This is a genomic window from Xenophilus sp. (genome assembly GCF_044462705.1).
Taxonomy (GTDB): Bacteria; Pseudomonadota; Gammaproteobacteria; order Burkholderiales; family Burkholderiaceae_C; genus Xenophilus; species Xenophilus azovorans.
This window is the reverse complement of the sequence record NZ_JBIQNC010000104.1, coordinates 1-17408: the sequence shown is the minus strand read 5'-3', so window position 1 is coordinate 17408 and position 17408 is coordinate 1. Positions and strand designations below refer to the sequence as shown.

At 67.1% G+C, this 17408-nt stretch carries 15 protein-coding genes; 5 read left to right on the top strand and 10 right to left on the bottom strand.

Annotated features, from left to right (window positions below):
- Positions 1-49: 49 nt before the first annotated feature.
- From ACIY1X_RS15830 to ACIY1X_RS15805, 6 genes are all read right to left on the bottom strand, one after another.
- A complete protein-coding gene (locus ACIY1X_RS15830; RefSeq protein WP_399682155.1) occupies positions 50-421 on the bottom strand; it encodes a DUF4279 domain-containing protein in 372 nt (123 codons plus the stop codon).
- A 1393-nt stretch (positions 422-1814) separates the two neighbouring features.
- A complete protein-coding gene (locus ACIY1X_RS15825) occupies positions 1815-2315 on the bottom strand; it encodes a hypothetical protein (protein WP_399682152.1) in 501 nt (166 codons plus the stop codon).
- Between the two features lie 122 nt (positions 2316-2437).
- On the bottom strand, positions 2438-2881 hold the full coding sequence (locus ACIY1X_RS15820; protein WP_399682150.1) for a hypothetical protein: 444 nt from the start codon (positions 2879-2881) through the stop codon (positions 2438-2440).
- A 142-nt stretch (positions 2882-3023) separates the two neighbouring features.
- Positions 3024-3257 (bottom strand): hypothetical protein, encoded by a 234-nt coding sequence (locus ACIY1X_RS15815; RefSeq protein WP_399682147.1) that lies wholly within the window; start codon positions 3255-3257, stop codon positions 3024-3026.
- 140 nt (positions 3258-3397) lie between these two features.
- Positions 3398-3838, bottom strand: coding sequence for a pyrimidine dimer DNA glycosylase/endonuclease V (locus tag ACIY1X_RS15810; protein WP_399682144.1), 441 nt, complete (start codon positions 3836-3838; stop codon positions 3398-3400).
- A 114-nt stretch (positions 3839-3952) separates the two neighbouring features.
- On the bottom strand, positions 3953-4444 hold the full coding sequence (locus ACIY1X_RS15805; protein WP_399682142.1) for a hypothetical protein: 492 nt from the start codon (positions 4442-4444) through the stop codon (positions 3953-3955).
- 69 nt (positions 4445-4513) lie between these two features.
- Here ACIY1X_RS15805 and ACIY1X_RS15800 point away from each other — a divergent pair, with 69 nt between their 5' ends.
- Positions 4514-5530, top strand: coding sequence for an integron integrase (locus tag ACIY1X_RS15800; protein WP_399682139.1), 1017 nt, complete (start codon positions 4514-4516; stop codon positions 5528-5530).
- 9 nt (positions 5531-5539) lie between these two features.
- On the top strand, positions 5540-7177 hold the full coding sequence (locus ACIY1X_RS15795; RefSeq protein WP_399682136.1) for an acyl-CoA dehydrogenase family protein: 1638 nt from the start codon (positions 5540-5542) through the stop codon (positions 7175-7177).
- Positions 7178-7206: 29 nt separating this feature from the next.
- On the opposite strand, the gene ACIY1X_RS15790 is transcribed toward ACIY1X_RS15795, so the two are convergent.
- Both ACIY1X_RS15790 and ACIY1X_RS15785 read right to left on the bottom strand, forming a co-directional pair.
- Positions 7207-8964, bottom strand: coding sequence for an ABC transporter transmembrane domain-containing protein (locus ACIY1X_RS15790; protein WP_399682133.1), 1758 nt, complete (start codon positions 8962-8964; stop codon positions 7207-7209).
- Positions 8961-9542, bottom strand: a complete 582-nt coding sequence (locus ACIY1X_RS15785) for an IMPACT family protein (protein ID WP_399682131.1) — start codon at positions 9540-9542, stop codon at positions 8961-8963. Before ACIY1X_RS15785 ends, ACIY1X_RS15790 begins: the two co-directional genes overlap by 4 nt.
- Before the next feature lie 92 nt (positions 9543-9634).
- On the opposite strand from ACIY1X_RS15785, the gene ACIY1X_RS15780 reads away from it, so the two are divergent.
- Positions 9635-12514, top strand: a complete 2880-nt coding sequence (locus ACIY1X_RS15780; protein WP_399682128.1) for an EAL domain-containing protein — start codon at positions 9635-9637, stop codon at positions 12512-12514.
- Between the two features lie 59 nt (positions 12515-12573).
- Here the strand turns inward: ACIY1X_RS15780 and ACIY1X_RS15775 are convergent, their stop codons facing one another.
- On the bottom strand, positions 12574-14004 hold the full coding sequence (locus ACIY1X_RS15775; protein ID WP_399682125.1) for an aldehyde dehydrogenase family protein: 1431 nt from the start codon (positions 14002-14004) through the stop codon (positions 12574-12576).
- A 65-nt stretch (positions 14005-14069) separates the two neighbouring features.
- Positions 14070-15281: an exodeoxyribonuclease VII large subunit gene (xseA, locus tag ACIY1X_RS15770; RefSeq protein ID WP_399682122.1), complete on the bottom strand. Its 1212-nt coding sequence runs from the start codon at positions 15279-15281 to the stop codon at positions 14070-14072.
- A gap of 32 nt (positions 15282-15313) precedes the next feature.
- Between xseA and ispG the strand changes: the two genes are divergently transcribed.
- A complete protein-coding gene (gene ispG / locus ACIY1X_RS15765) occupies positions 15314-16582 on the top strand; it encodes a flavodoxin-dependent (E)-4-hydroxy-3-methylbut-2-enyl-diphosphate synthase (protein WP_399682119.1) in 1269 nt (422 codons plus the stop codon).
- Positions 16530-17333 (top strand): phosphatase PAP2 family protein, encoded by an 804-nt coding sequence (locus ACIY1X_RS15760; protein ID WP_399682117.1) that lies wholly within the window; start codon positions 16530-16532, stop codon positions 17331-17333. The genes ispG and ACIY1X_RS15760 overlap by 53 nt, the downstream gene beginning before the upstream one ends.
- Positions 17334-17408: the final 75 nt, after the last annotated feature.

Here is a 17408-nt window from a genome sequence, read left to right as displayed (position 1 = left end):
ATCTGCCGCCTGGCCCAGCCCGTGGAACGATGTCGGCTTGAACGCATTGTTAGGCGCCCCCTTCGTATTCCTCAACATTGCCAAAATAGACGTCCCACCAGATAGGTAAGCCCAGACGAGCGAGACGCTCCAGCGTGGGTGAGTCCAATGACGGTCCGCCTTGGCCCGAGGACACCCAATAGCAGCAGATGTCGATTTCGCAACCGTGCTCTTTCAAGTGAGATAGGGCGGACTCTTTGCCGTCCAGTACGTCCAGTACGGCAGTGATGTGCGCCCGGCCATCTTGCAGCGGAGCGGAGGCTCGACTCTCCCAGTCCCAATAATGGCTTTCTCTGCGACTCCGATATTTTGAGGAGGGATCGAGCGGGCGAGCAACTGTGGGCTCGATCTCCAACAGCCTCGTAATCTCGTCGGGATGCATTGAAGTCGAGAACACGCGTATTGAGGCAAATGTTTCAAGGCAAGCCATCTAGCTCGTGCTCGCTGGTCAGGTTTGGTGTGGCACTGCGCCTAACGCTCAAGTTAAGCCGAATTGCAGCGCGTAGCTGGCAACATGGCAAGCTCTTTCTGCCATGTTGACGGAGTAGCGATGCAATTTCGGCTTGAACGCAATGTTAGGCATAAGCCCGCACCAAAATGACGCCAAACGGTAGAAGTGCCAGCAACGCTACGACTCCAAGGCAACCAGAATTTGAGCGGCTCGCGGAGTATCGCTCTCGCTCCTGATGCGGTCGGGACTGCAGCCACTTGGCATGGCAAGCTTGGCAGAAGAACTGAGTTTTGTTGCTGCGCCACGCTTCGATCGTGCGGTTGCTATGACGCGACACGGAATTGCACCGAGAACATCTGAATGTCTTTTCAGGAGGCAGTCGCTTCGGCAGCAGCTTGGACACGAGAGCTAGGCACCCCAGGGCCACGACACCAATTGCAAAGGCTATTTCAGGCGTCACGAAGCTCTCCCCTAATGCCTAACGCTCAAGTTAAGCCGAATTGCAGCGCGTAGCCGACAACATGGCAAGCTCTATTGGCCATGTTGTCGGCGTAGCGATGCAATTTCGGCTTGAACGCCTTGTTAGGTCGCAAATGGGGACCGCTGGTTACGTCGGTCCCACGCACCAGTTACTTTCCCTTGGACTGATATAGATCCGCTCCACAACTTCTGCACGAATGCATGTAGGTCGACCCGAATGGTGATCCGCTGACGTGCTTCATCCAAATGGAGGTGCCTGAGCAACTCGAACAGTGAACACGCCCATCCTTCACGAGATGTGGGAACTTGGCTTTGTATCTATCGAATGTCATCGGTGGATTCAACATTCTTTGGAGCACATAGATAGCCAGCCCGATAAGCGTCGCGTAGAACAAGAAGGTAAGTAACATCATGGCTCCTAATCGACGGACTCAAGATGATGAGTTGCCCGACCTAGCCGCGTGGGAAGTTGGTTGCCAGTAAAGCCTGCAACTGGCGCCTGAGCTCTGTAGGTTGCGGCGAGTTGATCCTCACGGGTGAGATAGGGTGGGTCCACAGTGGAGCTCAAAGTGGAGTCAGAATGAAAAGTGAGATGATTGCTGCCATGAACACCAGTGCCATGACGCTCATCATTCCTGGGTGTGTAGAGATATGGCAAGGCGTAAGCGCTCCCGAGTCGGCCGCATCGGCGGCACTTTTGATTGCGATTTCCCTTTTCTTGCGGAGACAAGTGGTGCGGCCTAACGCTCAAGTTAAGCCGAATTGGAGCGCGTAGCTGGCAACATGGCAAGCTCTTCCTGCCATGTTGACGGCGTAGCGATCCAATTTCGGCTTGAACGCAATGTTAGGTGCCGTCGCCGGGCTTTCGCTTTGAGATCACAGCGGCCTCTGCATGGTCCCCAAGTTGGACCCCGGACGTGACGCTGACTCTGTGAAATGATTGGCCAAGAAACTTTGCCAAGTAGTCCTCCGCGGTGCTCCATGGTGCGAGTTGCACATGAAATATGTTGCTAGAGGAGGCTACTAGTTTGGCTCCTGCTTGAAGCTCAAGCGGTGAAACCACAATCCCTCCGCTTGCGCCAAGATCCAGTATGCGAAATGCGACACCGCCGATTGATTCTTGGTTGAGGCGTCTATTTGTGTAGCGTCTGCACTCAATTACTAGAAATCCCCCAGCTATTGGGCTGTTGATTGCTTTTCCCTCAATCTCCCAAGTCGCTCCGCTCTCACCAACGAGGGACTGCTTGCCCTCAACCTCCTCGATCCCGAAACGATCGCGCAGATCGCTAAGCATGAACCTAGCTACATCCTCATAGGTCTGCCAAGTTTTGCGGGAAGCAACCATAGGCACCTAACGCTCAAGTTAAGCCGAATTGCAGCGCGTAGCCGGGCACATGGCAAGCTTTTTCTGCCATGTGAACGGCGTAGCGATGCAATTTCGGCTTGAACGCATTGTTAGATTTGCCCTCAGAATACTTGGAGATCGTCAGGCAACTGCTTGTTGAGGGCCGACAAGAAATCAGCTGTTTTTGCCCCAATTGGCCACTTGGGTGCGCCGGCGCAAGAGAACGACTGGCTTGCCCCGGAAAATGTGACCTCCATGGCAGCAGCGGTGCCGTCGACCACCTTGCCGCAGCCGGCACCAAAGTCTGTTGAGTCGGCGGCGAGACGCAATAGCCTCGCCGCCTCTGCAGTGGTGAGGTGGAATTGCTCATCGCGCGGTATGACGTGCGGTGGACCATAGCGGCGCACGTTAAGTGAGCCGCTAGCAGAAAGCGCCACAGTGAACTGGGCCTCAAACGGAGCGCCGCCTGTCTTTAGCGACAGAGAGTCAGTTCGCAATACGCTAGGCCCAGCCGCGCTGCAGCCGAGGCTAAGAAAGCAGATGGCGACAGTTGCGATGATGCGCATGGCAGATCTAACGCTCAAGTTAAGCCGAATTGCAGCGCGTAGCCGGGCACATGGCAAGCTTTTTCTGCCATGTGAACGGCGTAGCGATGCAATTTCGGCTTGAACGCAATGTTAGGGCGCGCCTCCCTAAATGTGGCGGCCATTAAATCTCGAACACAACAGCTGCCGCTACAACAATTAGTAGCGTGTAGTTGATGAGGACGAGCGCATGCATGTCTTCGCGAAGGTGTCGAATGTGCCAGCGGATCTGCTGGTCAGAGGGTGCCTCGCTAGAGTCATTGCGACGGATCTCTGCTTCTAGCCAAGAACGGCGAAAGAGCCACATGCCAAATGCAATGACACCGAAGAAGTATGCGACAGTTTTGAGTGTTTCCATCGTGCTTCCTCTCGCAGCAGGCAGTGTTTTAGCGGCCTAACGCTCAAGTTAAGCCGAATTGCAGCGCGTAGCTGGCCATATGGCAAGCTCTTTCTGCCATATGGACGGCGTAGCGATGCAATTTCGGCTTGAACGCAATGTTAGGCGCCACCCGACGCCCGCTCCCATGATGCCACCGGGCCAGGTTGAGAACGGAACAGAGGATGGCACGTTGGAGTGAGTACGCTGCTCCATTGGACCAGCATGGCTGGACTGCGAGCCAACAGCTTGCGTTGTAAATGCTGCCACTCACATGCTATTTGGCCGGAACTGACCGGGATAGATTGAACGGCCCGGATCGGGCCGATCTTGGAGCGGTCGAAGGCGTAGCCTCGATGTGTTGCCTCGGCGTGGATCGTCGCCAGATACGAGTTTATGGCTGAGCGAGGTTGGCGATGCATCTTGAAACGCTCTAGCTGCGGATGGCGGGTATAGCCACGAGTCTCGCCGCGGAGTACTGCCTTTGCCAGTAGTGCCTCACGCCAAAGCGCAACTAGACCTTGTGGGTCTAGATATCTTGGGTGCAATGACCAGAGACGCATGCTGTGGCGCCTAACACCTGAGTTAAGCCGACCTACGTAGCGTAGCCAACAACATGGCAAGCTTTACCTGCCATGTTGTTGGTGTAGCGAAGTAGGTTCGGCTTGAACGAATTGTTAGGTGCCATCCGCGAACTCCCACTGCTCCGGATCATCTACAGGGCGAGGTAAGCGCCCCTCCAGCCACTCCGCGACGGTCCCGGGCTTGAACGATGGATCTTTAGACTCAATGACCCAGGATAGGTAATCCTCCGGTCCACCATTGAGATAGGGTGCGGGTGACACCGGCATGAAAACCGCCGGTAGGCGCTCATTGATGGAGAGGTAGTTAAGAACGCAGCCGAACTCTTGAACGACGTGCCACGCCAACGGATGCGTAATTTCTATGCCGAACTTGACCCACCAATTGCCATCGTCGAAGCGGCCCGTACCAATGGCAGCAGACGAAATGGCCGGAACCCGCTTGAGGTAGGCCAAGAGCTTGTCGAAATCCCGGATGTCTCCCATGGCACCTAACAACATGTAGCGCCAATCGGGCGCCGTACGCCCCCGATATTCATCCTCGTCTCCCCCCAGGTCAAGGAACACTTCCGACCACAGATCAAGCACTTGCCTGACACCGGCAGGCTCGCTCCCGCCCCATCATTGCCATGAGATATCGCAAATCGCGAGGTCACCATGGTGCATATCCGAAAGGATGGGGCAATAACACAGGGCACCTCGGCCACGCCAAAGCCGCGCCTGCTGGAGCAGGTTCGCCGACGATGCCGGGTCAAACACTACAGCTTGCGCACCGAGGCGATCTACATCGGCTGGATCCGCCGGTTCATTTTGGCCAACGGCAAACGCCACCCGCGCGACATGGGCGCGCCCGAGATCGAGGCGTTCCTGTCGCGCCTGGCCAACGAGGGCAGGGTGGCCGCCAATACCCAGAACCAGGCCTTGTCGGCACTGCTGTTCCTGTACCGCGAGGTGCTCGATATCGAGCTGCCGTGGATGGACAACTTGACCCGGGCCAAGCGTCCGCGTCGCTTGCCGACCGTCCTGTCCGTGTCGGAAGTGAATGCGACCCTGGCGCTGATGGAGGGCCGTCCGTGGCTGGTGGCCAGCCTGCTATACGGCACCGGGATGCGCTTGATGGAGTGCCTGCGGTTGCGGGTGAAGGACCTGGACTTCCGCCGTAACGAGATCCTCGTCCGCGATGGCAAGGGCGGCAAGGACCGCAGGACCATGCTGCCCAGGACGCTGGTAGAGCCGCTCGAACGCGAGGTGGAGCGGGCGCGACGGCTCCACCAGGCGGACCTGGAGCAGGGTTTCGGCGCGGTCTGGTTGCCCAACGCGCTGGCGCGGAAGTATCCGTCGGCGCCGCGCGAATTCGGGTGGCAGTACGTGTTTGCCGCCAACGAGCGCTCGATCGATCCGCGCGACGGCATCGAGCGCCGCCACCACCTGGACGACGGCCTGCTGTCCCGCGCGCTCAAGTCCGCCGCACGCAAGGCCGGGGTCGTGAAGCCGGTGAGCGCGCACACGCTCCGCCATTCGTTCGCCACCCACCTCCTCGAAGCGGGCTACGACATCCGCACGATCCAGGAGTTGCTGGGCCACAAGGACGTCGCCACCACGCAGATCTATACCCATGTGCTCAACCGCGGCGGGGCCGGCGTCCTCAGTCCCCTGGACCGTTGTTCGGAGTAGATTTCCGGGATGGCCGACTTCCACGTCCGCATCGCAGGCGACAACCAGCCACCCGCCTTCGCCCCGCGCGACCTGTGGCAGGACGATGCCGCCTTGCGCGAAGCGGTGTCCCGCGAGGGCGCGTCCGCGTTCGCCGGGCGCATCGCCGCCTATGGCGCGCTCGCCGGCGGCGAACTGCTCGCGTTGTCGCACGACGCCCACCGCGACCGTCCGCGCCTGCGCGCCCTGGACGCCGCCGGCCGCCGCATCGATCGGGTCGATTTCCATCCGAATTACCACGCGATCATGCGTGCCGCGATCGAACACGGCGTCGCCGGCCTGTCCTGGGCCGAGCCCGCGCCCGGCGCGCACGTGGCGCGCGCGGCGCTGAGCTACCTGCACTACCAGGCCGAGCCGGGCAGCAGTTGCCCGCTTACCATGACCCACGCGGCGGTGCCGGTGTTGCGCCGGGAGCCCGGATTGCGCGCATGGGCCGACAAGGCGGCCGCGCCGCACTACGACCCGCGCGAGCTTCCGCTGGCCGACAAGCCCGGCATCACCCTCGGCATGGGCATGACCGAGAAGCAGGGTGGCAGCGACGTGCGCGCGAACACGACCACGGCGACGCCGAGGCCCACCGAACCCGATGATCCTGCCGCGCCTTACGCACTCACCGGCCACAAGTGGTTCTTCTCCGCGCCGATGTCCGACGGCTTCCTGGTCCTGGCCCAGGCACCGGGCGGTCTCACCTGTTTCCTGCTGCCGCGGCGCCTGCCGAACGGCGAGAAGAATGCGTTCGCGCTGCAGCGGCTCAAGGACAAGCTGGGCGACTGGTCGAATGCGTCCTCGGAAGTCGAGTTTCATGGCGCCCGCGCCTGGCGTGTCGGCGAGGAGGGGCGGGGCATCGCCACCATCCTCGAGATGGTGATGCTGACCCGCCTGGACTGCATGCTCGGGTCGGCGGGATTGATGCGCATGGCGGTGGCGCAGGCGATCCACCACTGCCGTCATCGCATCGCTTTTGGGAAGCCACTGGTGGACCAGCCGCTGATGCGAAACGTGCTAGCCGACCTGGCGATCGAGGCCGAGGCGGCGCTCGCGCTGTCCATGCGCGTCGCCCGCGCGGTCGATGCCGCGCCGCACGACGAAAGCGAGGCCGCGTTTGCTCGCGTCGCCACGGCGGTCGGCAAGTACTGGATCTGCAAGCGCGCGCCGATGTTCGTCGCCGAAGCGCTCGAATGCCTCGGCGGCAATGGCTACATCGAGGAATCGCTGCTGCCGCGCCTGTACCGGCAGGCGCCGCTGAACTCGATCTGGGAAGGCAGCGGCAACATCCAGTGCCTGGACGTCCTGCGGGCCTTGTCGAAGGAACCTGCCACTGGCGCCGCGCTGTGGCGCGAACTCCAGGACGCCCCTGTCGACCAGGCGCTGCTGCAAAGCCCGCGTGGGCCCCTCAATGGTGGCGCCAGCGTCCCCGAGGCCGCCGCCAGGCGCTTCGTCGAATCCCTCGCCCTGGCGCTCCAGGCCAGCGTCCTGCACCAGGCCGGTAGCCCGGTCGCCGCGGCCTTCCACGCCAGCCGCGTGGCAACGCCGCACGCGGGCGCCTTCGGCACGCTGCCGGACGACCTCCCCCTCGACGGCATCCTGGAACGGACGCTCAGCCGGTAAACCAGCCGGAGAACAGAGATGCGGCCGGCTCAGTCCAGGAACTGCAGCTTGGCCAGTTCCGCGTACAGGCCGCCCTGGGCCATGAGCGCCTCGTGGCTGCCCTCGGCCACGATCCGGCCCCGGTCCATGACCACGATCCGGTCGGCCTTGAGGATGGTCGCCAGCCGGTGCGCGATGACCAGCGTGGTCCGGCCGGCCATCAGCTTCTCCAGCGCGTGCTGCACCGCGCGTTCGCTCTGGGCGTCCAGGGCGCTGGTGGCCTCGTCCAGCAGCAGCACCGGCGCGTCCTTCAGCACCGCGCGGGCGATCGCCACGCGCTGCTGCTGGCCGCCGGACAGGCGCGCGCCGCGCTCGCCCAGCTCGCTGGCGAAGCCCTCGGGCAGGGCATCCAGGAAGGCGTCGGCCTCGGCGGTCTCGGCCGCGGCGCGTACCTCGGCGTCGCTGGCGTCCAGCCGCCCGTAGCGGATGTTGTCCGCGGCGCTGGCGGCGAAGATCGTCGGCGCCTGCGGGACCAGCGCGATCACCTGGCGCAACGCCGCCGGATCCAGTTCGCGCACGTCGATGCCATCCAGGGTGAGGCGCCCGCTTTCCGGGTCGTGGAAACGCAGCAGCAGGGTGAACACGGTGCTCTTGCCCGCGCCGGACGGCCCGACCAGGGCCACGGTCTCGCCCGGGCGGACGCTGAGGCTGAAGTGTTCCAGCGCCGGCAGGTCCGGGCGCATCGGGTAGTGGAAGGTGACGTCCTCGAAGCGCAGTGCTCCGCGTACCGGTCGGGGCAGGGCGGTCGGCTGCGCGGGCGCCACTACGTGCGGTTGCTGCTGCAGCAGTTCGCTGATCCGGCCCATGCCTCCGGCCGCGCGCTGCAGTTCGTTCCACACTTCCGCCAGCGAGCCCACCGAGCCGCCGCCGATCAGCGCGTACAGCACGAACTGGCCGAGCGTGCCCGGGGTCATGGTCCCGTCCACGACCTCCTGTGCGCCCGACCACAGGACCAGGGTGATCGCGCCGAAGATCAGCACGATCGCCACCGCGGTCACGATCGCCTGCGCGCCGATGCGCCGGCGCGCGGTCGCCACCGCGGTCGCCAGCGCGCTGCCGAAACGCTCGCGCTCGAACGGTTCGCGCGCGTGCGCCTGCACCGTGCGCACCGCGCCCAGGGTCTCGGTCGCGAGCATGTTCGCGTCGGCCACCCGGTCCTGGCTGGCGCGCGACATCTTCTGCAGCCGTCGTGCGCCGAGCACGATCGGCAGCACCGCCAGCGGGATCCCGAACAGGGCATAGCTGGCCAGGTGCGGGCTGGTGACGAACATCATCGCGATCGCGCCGACCACCGTGACCAGGCTGCGCAGTGCCACCGACATGCTGGAGCCGACCACGCTGCGCAGCAGTTCGGCGTCGGCGGTGAGGCGCGAGACCAGCTCGCCGGTGCGGCTGCGGTCGAAGAACGCCGCGTCCAGCCCGAGCAGGTGGGTGTACAGCTTGCCGCGCAGGTCGGCGACCACGCGTTCGCCCAGCAGCGAGACAAAATAGAAGCGGGCCGCGGTCGCCAGTGCGAGGGCCAGCGCCACCAGGAACAGCAGCCCGAAGGCGCGGTTGATATTGGCGCTGCTGGAGAAGCCCTGGTCGATCATCTGGCGCACGGCCACCGGCAGGCTCAGGGTCGCGGTGGACGAACAGGCCAGGGCTACCAGCCACGCGGCGAACAGGCCGCGGTGCGCACGCACGAACGGCCACAGGGCGCGCAGGCTGCCGACGGGCGCCTTTTCGGTCGGTCGGGGGTCGCTCATTCCGATATTGTCGCGCGATCGCGGGTCGCATCGCGCAGCTGCGTGCGCAGGGCCTGTGCGCGGTCGCAGGGCAGCGACAGGCGCAAATGCAGGCCGTCGGGCTCGAAGCGCTCTTCCAGCTTCTCCGCGCCCACGCTCGCCAGCGCGGCGTGCACCGCGCCCAAATCCTCGAAGCCGGCCAGCACCGTCAACTCGCACATCGGCACGATCGGCACCCGTTCCGCGCTGCGCAGGCACTCGGCCGCGGCCCCGCCGTAGGCCCGCACCAGGCCGCCGGCGCCCAGCTTGATGCCGCCGAACCAGCGGGTCACCACCACCATCACCCGGTCGCAGCCCTGGCCGTCGATCGCGGCCAGGATCGGGCGCCCGGCGGTGCCCGCCGGTTCGCCGTCGTCGCTGGAGCGGTACTCCGCGCCGATCCGGTAGGCCCAGCAGTTGTGGGTCGCGGCGGGGTCCGCAACCGATTCCAGGAACGCCAGCGCCGCCGCGGGCGTGTCCACCGGCGCCGCCTGGGCCAGGAAGCGGCTGTGCTTCACTTCCAGGCTGAACGCGGCCGGTGCCGCAAGTGTGTCGCTCATCACGCCAGCGTAAGCGATGCGCGGCGGTCGCGGGTTGCGGCCAGGTCTGCCGGCGGCGTTATGCTGCGGCCATGGGGAGTGTGGGGGGCAGCGTGGACTCAGGCGTCGAAGCCACCGAATCGCGACCGGTCCCGGCCGCGGGGACGGCGCCGACCCTGGCGAGCCTGGCCGGCGCGCTGACCGATACCCTGCCCACCGGCTCCAGCGTGGTCGTGCGCTGGCGTGACCCGGATACCGGCGAAGGCCTGTCCGAGGCCGCCGGCGCGCCGCCGTGGCTGCACGTGCATGCCGAGGCCAGCCTCGACGGCGAGACGCCGCGGGCGGACGAGCACGCGATCGTCGAGCACTGGAGCGAGGGCGACGCCCGGATTGCGCTCGCCGCGCGCCTGGGCGAGCCGCTGCCGCCGGCCTCGCGCAAGGCCTGGATCGCGCTCGCGCGCCGCACCGTCGCCGCGACCCTGACTTCGTGGCGCGCGCAGGCCCGGATCGAGGCGCTGCAGAAGGCGCAGCGGCTGCAGCAGGCGCTGTACGAGATCGCCGACCTCGCCGGCTCCGGGCTGGAGATGCAGGAGATGCTGGCCCGCATCCACGCGGTGGTCGGCGGGCTGATGTATGCCGAGAACTTCTACATCGTGCTCTACGACGATGTCCGCCAGTCGGTGCGCTTCCTGTACTTCGCCGACCGCCTGGATCCCTACGTGGCCGATCCGGAGGAGGAAACCTCGGTCTCGGAAATGCCCAACAGCCTGACCGTGGCCCTGCTGCGCCACGGCAAGCCGCTGCTGGGGCCTTCGGCGCGGCTGCGCCACGAGATGGGCGTGCAGCTCGACCTGCGCCACGGCCCGGACAGCGCCGACTGGCTGGGCGTGCCGATGCGCCGCGACGACCGCGTCTGCGGCGCGATCGTGGTCCAGAGCTACGACCACCCGGCCAGCTACAGCAACGAGGACCGCGCGCTGCTGGAATACGTGGCCCAGCACATCCTCACCGCGCTGGACCGCAAGAACGCGCAGATCGAGCTGGAGCGCCGGGTCGACGAGCGCACCCTGGAGCTGCAGCAGGCCAACCTGGTGCTGCAGGCGGAGATCGTCGAACGCCAGCGCGCCGAGCGCCTGCAGCGGGCGCTGTACCGGATCACCGAGTTGTCGGTCACCGCCGGCAGCCTCGAGCGCTTCTACGCCGACGTGCACAACGTGGTCGGCGAATTGCTGTACGCGCGCAACTTCTACATCGCGCTGCTGACCCCGGAAGGCGACCAGATCGAGTTCCCGTACTCGGTGGACGAGCGCGACGCGGCGCGCGTCACCCGCAAGCTGACCAAGGGCCTCACCGAGTACGTGATCCTGCACGGCGAGCCGCTGCTGGCCGACCGCGCGCGAATCGCCGAACTCGAGGCCACCGGCAATGTCCGCAGCCACGGCGCGCTGGCGCATAGCTGGCTGGGCGTGCCGCTGCTGCGCGACAGCACCGTGGTCGGCGCGATCGCGGTGCAGACGTATACCCCGGAGATCAGCTTTACCCCGCGCGACCAGGAACTGCTGACCTTCGTCGCCCACCACATCGGCGGCGGCCTGGCACGCAAGCGCGCGCAGGAGCACCTGAAGGCGGCGCACGCAGAGCTGGAGTTCCGGGTCGAGTCGCGCACCCGCGAACTGGCCAATGCCAACCGCGAACTGCGCGCGCAGATCAGCGAGCGCGTGCGCGCCGAGCAGCGCCTGACCCACCAGGCCCGCCACGACGCGCTGACCGGGCTGCCCAACCGGCCGCACCTGCTGGAGCGGCTGGACGCGGCGATCACCCGGGTGCGCGAGGAGGGCACGGGCGGCTTCGGCGTGCTGTTCCTGGACCTGGACCGCTTCAAGCTGATCAACGACTCGATCGGCCACGCCGCCGGCGACGAGATGCTGGTCGAGATCGGCCGCCGCATCGCCACCGCGCTGGGCGAGGACGGCGTGGTCGCGCGTTTCGGTGGCGACGAGTTCGCGATCCTGGCCGAGCGCGTCGCCGACGCCAACGCCAGCATGGCGCTGGCCGCGCGCGTGCTGGAAGCGGTCAGCAAGCCCCTGTGGCTCGGCGGGCGCGAGCTGTTCCCTTCCGCGAGCATCGGCATCGCCCAGTGGCAACCGCGCTACCGGCTGGGCGAGGAACTGCTGCGCGACGCCGACGCGGCGATGTACCGGGCCAAGGCCGAGGGCCGCGACCGCAGCGCGCTGTTCGACGAGGCGATGCGCGCGCACGCGATCCGGTTGCTGGACCTGGAAGCCGACCTGCGCCGCGCGATCATGGGCGACGCTTTCGTCCCGCATTTCCAGCCGATCGTGCGCCTGGCCGACGGCGTCGTGGTCGGCTACGAGGCGCTGCTGCGCTGGGAGCACGAGCTGCACGGCGCGCTGCCGCCGGGCGAATTCATCGGCGTGGGCGAGGACAGCGGCCTGATCGAGCAGGTGGACTGGCTGATCTACGAGCGGGTGATCGCCTGGCTGCGCGACCAGCGCGACGTGTATGTCTCGATCAATGTCTCGCCGCGGCACTTCCGTTCCGACGACTTCGCCGACCGCCTGCTGCGGATGCTCGACGCCGCCGGCGCCGACCCGCGGCGGTTGCGCATCGAGATCACCGAGGTCGCGCTGCTCGACGACGCGCCGCGCGCGCTGCGCATGCTCAGCCACCTGCGCGAGCGCGGCGTGCAGGCCTTGCTGGACGATTTCGGCACCGGCTTCTCGGCGCTGTCCTACCTGCACCGCTTCCCGATCCAGTCGCTGAAGATCGACCGCAGCTTCGTCGCCGGCCTCGACGGCGACACCCAGGCCGAAAGCCTGGCCCTGGTCCGCGCGATCCTGGCGCTCGCCGGCACCCTCGGCATCGACACCATCGGCGAAGGCATCGAGACCGAGGAGCAGCGCCGCATCCTCCTCGAACTCGGCTGCCAGTTCGGCCAGGGCTACCTCTACGGCCACCCCCAACCCAGGTAGAGCCGACCCATGGTCGGCTCGGCATTACCCGCAAGCGACAAGCCGACCATGGGTCGGCTCTACATGTCCCTGATGACCAGCAACCTGGGCTCAGTCATATCCCCAATCGCATACCGCACCCCCTCCCGCCCGAACCCAGACCCCTTCACCCCCCCATAAGGCATGTTGTCCACCCGGAAGCTCGGGATGTCCCCCACGATCACCCCGCCCACCTCCAGCACGTCCCAGGCCCGCATCGCGTGCCCGAGGTCGCCGGTGAACACGCCCGCCTGCAAGCCGAAATCGCTGTCGTTCACCCGCGCCAGCGCGTCCTCGTAGTCGTCGAACGGTTCCATCGCCGCGACCGGCCCGAACGCCTCCTGCCGGTACAGCGCCGCCTCGTGCGGCAGGGCCTCCAGCAGCGTCGCCGGCAGCAGGTTGCCTTTGCGCTCCCCGCCCGCCAGTACCCTGGCGCCGCCTGCCACCGCGTCCGCGATCCACGCCTCCACCCGCTGCGCCGCGGCCTCGTCGATCATCGGGCCGATGAACACGTCCTCGTCGCGCGGGTCGCCCATGCGCAGCTTCGACACCGCGGCGGCGAGCTGGTCGCGCAGCGCGTCGTACTGCGACCGGTGGACGAAGATCCGCTGCACGCCGATGCAGCTCTGCCCGGACTGGTAGTAGGCGCCCGACACCAGCCGCGACACGACCTCGTCCACCGGCCGGCCGGGATCGGCATCCACGATGCACGCGGCGTTACCGCCCAGCTCCAGCACCACTTTCTTGCGTCCGGCGCGCGCCTTCAGGTCCCAGCCGACCAGGCCGCCGGTGAAACTCAGCAGCGAGATGCGTTCGTCCTCGATCAGCGCGTCGGCCTGGTCCACGGGGCAGGGCAGGATCGAGAACGCGCCCGGGGGCAGGCCGGTTTCGGCCAGCACCTCGCCGATGATCAGCGCGCCGATCGGGGTGCGCTCGGACGGCTTGAGCACGAACGGGCAGCCGGCGGCGATCGCGGGCGCGACCTTGTGCGCGACCAGGTTGAGCGGGAAGTTGAACGGGGTGATGAAGCTGCACGTGCCCACCGGCACGCGCTTCACCAGCCCGCGATAGCCGCGGGTGCGTTCGGAGATCTGCAGCTCGACCGTCTCGCCCTCGATGCGCGTGGCCTCGCCGGCGGCAATGCGGAAGGTGTCGATCAGCCGGGTGACCTCGCCGCGCGCGTCCCGGATCGGCTTGCCGGCCTCGATGCACAGGGCCAGCGCCAGTTCTTCCTGGCGCTCGCCGAACCGGCGCACGCAATGTTCGAGCACGTCGCGGCGTGCATCGGGCGGCAGCGCGGCCATCGCCGCGCGTGCGTCCCAGGCCGCGGCGATGGCCTGGTCCACGACCGCGTCATCGGCCTGCGCGACCCGGGTCGCGATCTCGCCGGAAAATTTGTCGCGCACCACCAGGTCGGTGTTCGCCGCGACCGGCCGGTTGGCGAGGTAATAGGGATAGGAATTCTCAAGCATGACCGCTCCCTTGTAGAGCCGACCCATGGTCGGCTTCCCGCAGAGCAGCCGACCATGGGTCGGCTCTACATGACTTTCAATTTCAACGTGCCGTTGGTGACGCGTGCGTCCACGCGATCCCCGCTGGCCACGTCTTCCACCGCACGTACCACGCGCCCGTCCTCCCGCTGCAGGATCGAATATCCGCGCGCCACCGTCGCCAGCGGGCTGATCGCCGACAGCGAACGCGCCAGTTCGCGCAGCCGCGAGCGTTCGCGTTCCTCGCGCCGGTTCCAGGCCGCGGCCAGCCGCCGCAGCGCTTCGGACTGGCGCTGGCACAGCAGTTGCAAGCGCGCCTGCGGGCGCAGTGCCTGCAGCCGCAGCGAGGCGCGGTCGGCGCGTTGCGCGGCCTGCCGCAACTTGTGCCGCTGCACCGCCACGAGGCGCTGGTCGAGTGCCTTCAGCCGCCGCCGCAGGTCGTCGGCGTGCGGCACCAGCAGTTCGGCCGCGGCCGAGGGCGTCGGCGCGCGCAGGTCGGCGGCGAAATCCGACAGGCTGAAGTCGGTCTCGTGGCCGATCGCCGAGACCACCGGCACCGGCGAGGCCGCGATGGCGCGCGCCAGCGCTTCGTCGTTGAACGCCCACAGGTCCTCGAGCGAGCCGCCGCCGCGCGCGAGCAGGACCACGTCGTAGCGTCCGCTGGCCGCCGCCTTGCGCAGCATCTGCACGATCTGCGCCGCGGCCGTCGCGCCCTGCACCTGGGTCGGCAGCACGTCCACCTCGACCAGGCCGAAGCGGCGGCCGAGCACGCTGAGCACGTCGCGCACCGCGGCGCCGGTGGGCGAGGTGATCACCGCCAGGCGGCGCACGTAGGCGGGCAGGGGGCGCTTGCGCGCCTCGTCGAACAGGCCTTCGGCCTGCAGCCGCGCCTTGAGTTCCTCGAACGCGCGCCGCAGCGCGCCTTCGCCGGCCTCCTCCATGTGGTCGAGCACCATCTGGTACTCGCCGCGGGCCTCGTACAGGGTGACCCGGCCGCGCGCCAGCACCTTCATGCCCTCGCGCGGGGCGAACTTCAGCCAGGTGCTCTTCGGCTTGAACATCGCGCAGCGCACCTGGGCGCGCGCGTCCTTGAGGCAGAAGTACAGGTGCCCGGAGGCGGGGCGGGCGACGCCGCTCAGCTCGCCTTCCACCCACACCAGCGGGAAGCTGCCCTCCAGCAGGTCGCGGGCCAGGGTGTTGAGCTGGCTGGGGCTGAGGATTTCCCCGGTCGGGGCGCTGCGGGCGGGGGGCGTCGGCATCCGGACAGGATAGCGCCCCTACAATAGACGGCATGGAAGACGCGCCCGCCCTGCCGTTCGGCCCCGCCGCCCGCCGCCCGACCCGCCAGGTCCGGGTCGGCCACGTGCGCGTGGGCGGCGACGCGCCGGTCGTGGTGCAGTCGATGACCAACACCGACACCGCCGATGTCGCCGCCACCGTGAAGCAGGTGGCGGAGCTGTGGCGCGCGGGCTCGGAGCTGGTCCGGGTGACCGTGAATACGCCCGAGGCGGCCGCGGCGGTGCCGCGGATCGTCGAGAAGCTGGCCTTGATGGGCGTGGACGTGCCGGTGATCGGCGACTTCCACTACAACGGCCACCAGCTGCTCGCGAAGGAACCGGCCTGCGCGCGCGCGCTGGCCAAGTACCGGATCAACCCGGGCAACGTCGGCTTCGGCAAGAAGAAGGACCTGCAGTTCGCGCAGCTGATCGAGTTCGCGCTCCAGTACGGCAAGCCGGTGCGCATCGGCGCCAACTGGGGCTCGCTCGACCAGGCGCTGGCGACCACGTTGATGGACGAGAACGCGCGCCGCGCCGATCCCTGGGACGCCGCCCGGGTGCTGCGCGAGGCGCTGATCCGCTCGGCGCTGGATTCGGCCGCGCGCGCGGTCGAACTCGGCCTGCCGGCCGAGCGCATCATCCTGAGCTGCAAGGTCAGCGGCGTGCAGGAGCTGATCGCGGTCTATCGCGACCTCGCCGCGCGCAGCGACTTCGCTTTGCACCTGGGGCTCACCGAGGCTGGCATCGGCAGCAAGGGCATCGTCGCCTCCAGTGCCGCGTTGGCGGTGCTGCTGCAGGAAGGCATCGGCGACACCATCCGCATCTCGCTCACCCCCGAGCCGGGGGCGCCGCGCACCCAGGAAGTGGTGGTCGCGCAGGAGCTGCTGCAGACCATGGGCCTGCGCGCGTTCACGCCGATGGTCACCGCCTGCCCGGGCTGCGGCCGCACCACCTCCGAGTTCTTCCAGGAGCTGGCCAAGGTGGTGCAGGAGCATGTGCGCGCGAAGATGCCCGAGTGGCGGGTGACCCATCCCGGCGCGGAGAACCTGACACTCGCGGTGATGGGCTGCGTGGTCAACGGCCCGGGCGAGTCGCGCCACGCCAACATCGGCATCTCGCTGCCGGGGACCGGCGAGGCGCCGTCGGCGCCGGTCTTCGTGGATGGTGAAAAGACCGTCACCCTGCGGGGCGATAGCATCGCCAGCGACTTCGTTGCCATCATCGATCGTTATGTCGAAGCGCACTTCGGCGCCCGCCAACCCGTCGCCGAAGACGCCGGCTGAGGCCGCGCGCAACGTCCGCGAGGAGGCGCGCTTCGGCGCCTCGTTCCTGCGCCGCCATTGGGTCCGGCTCCTGCTGGTGTTCGCCGGCGTCGGCCTCCCGTTGTGGGCGTTCGGCGAGCTGGCCGATGAGGTCCACGAAGGCGAGCCGTTCCCGTTCGACGAGCCGCTGTTGCGCTTCGCCCACCGGCTCGCGGGCGACGGCCTGGACGGCGTGTTCCTGCTGGCTTCGGAGCTCGGTTACACCGGCGTGATCCTCGCCGACTGCGTGCTGGTGCTGGCGCTGGTGGTGCGTGGCCGCCGGCGCGCGGGGCTGTTCGCGACCCTGGCCTTCGTCGGTTCGATGCTGCTCAACATCGGCGCCAAGCACGCATTCGGTCGGATCCGGCCGGCGCTGTGGGCCTCGATCGCGCCGGAAACCACCTTCAGCTTCCCCAGCGGGCACGCGATGGGCTCGATGACCCTGGCCTGCGTGGTCGTGCTGCTGTGGTGGCACCTGCGCGACCCCCGCTGGCGCGCCTGGCGCTGGCCGGTGGCCGCGCTCGCCGCCGCGTTCGTGCTTGCGGTCGGCCTCTCCCGCATCTACCTCGGCGTCCACTATCCCAGCGACATCCTCGCCGGCTGGACCGCGGCCATGGCGTGGACCGTCGGGATGTACTCCCTGGTTTTCCACACCGGCTGGATATTAAAAGAGCCCCTCATCCGGCGCTTCGCGCCACCTTCTCCCCGCCAGCGGGGAGAAGGGAGGCGTTGAGGGTTCCCTTCTCCCCGCGTGCGGGGAGAAGGTGCCCCGAAGGGGCGGATGAGGGGCGGCGCAAGGCGCAGCCGC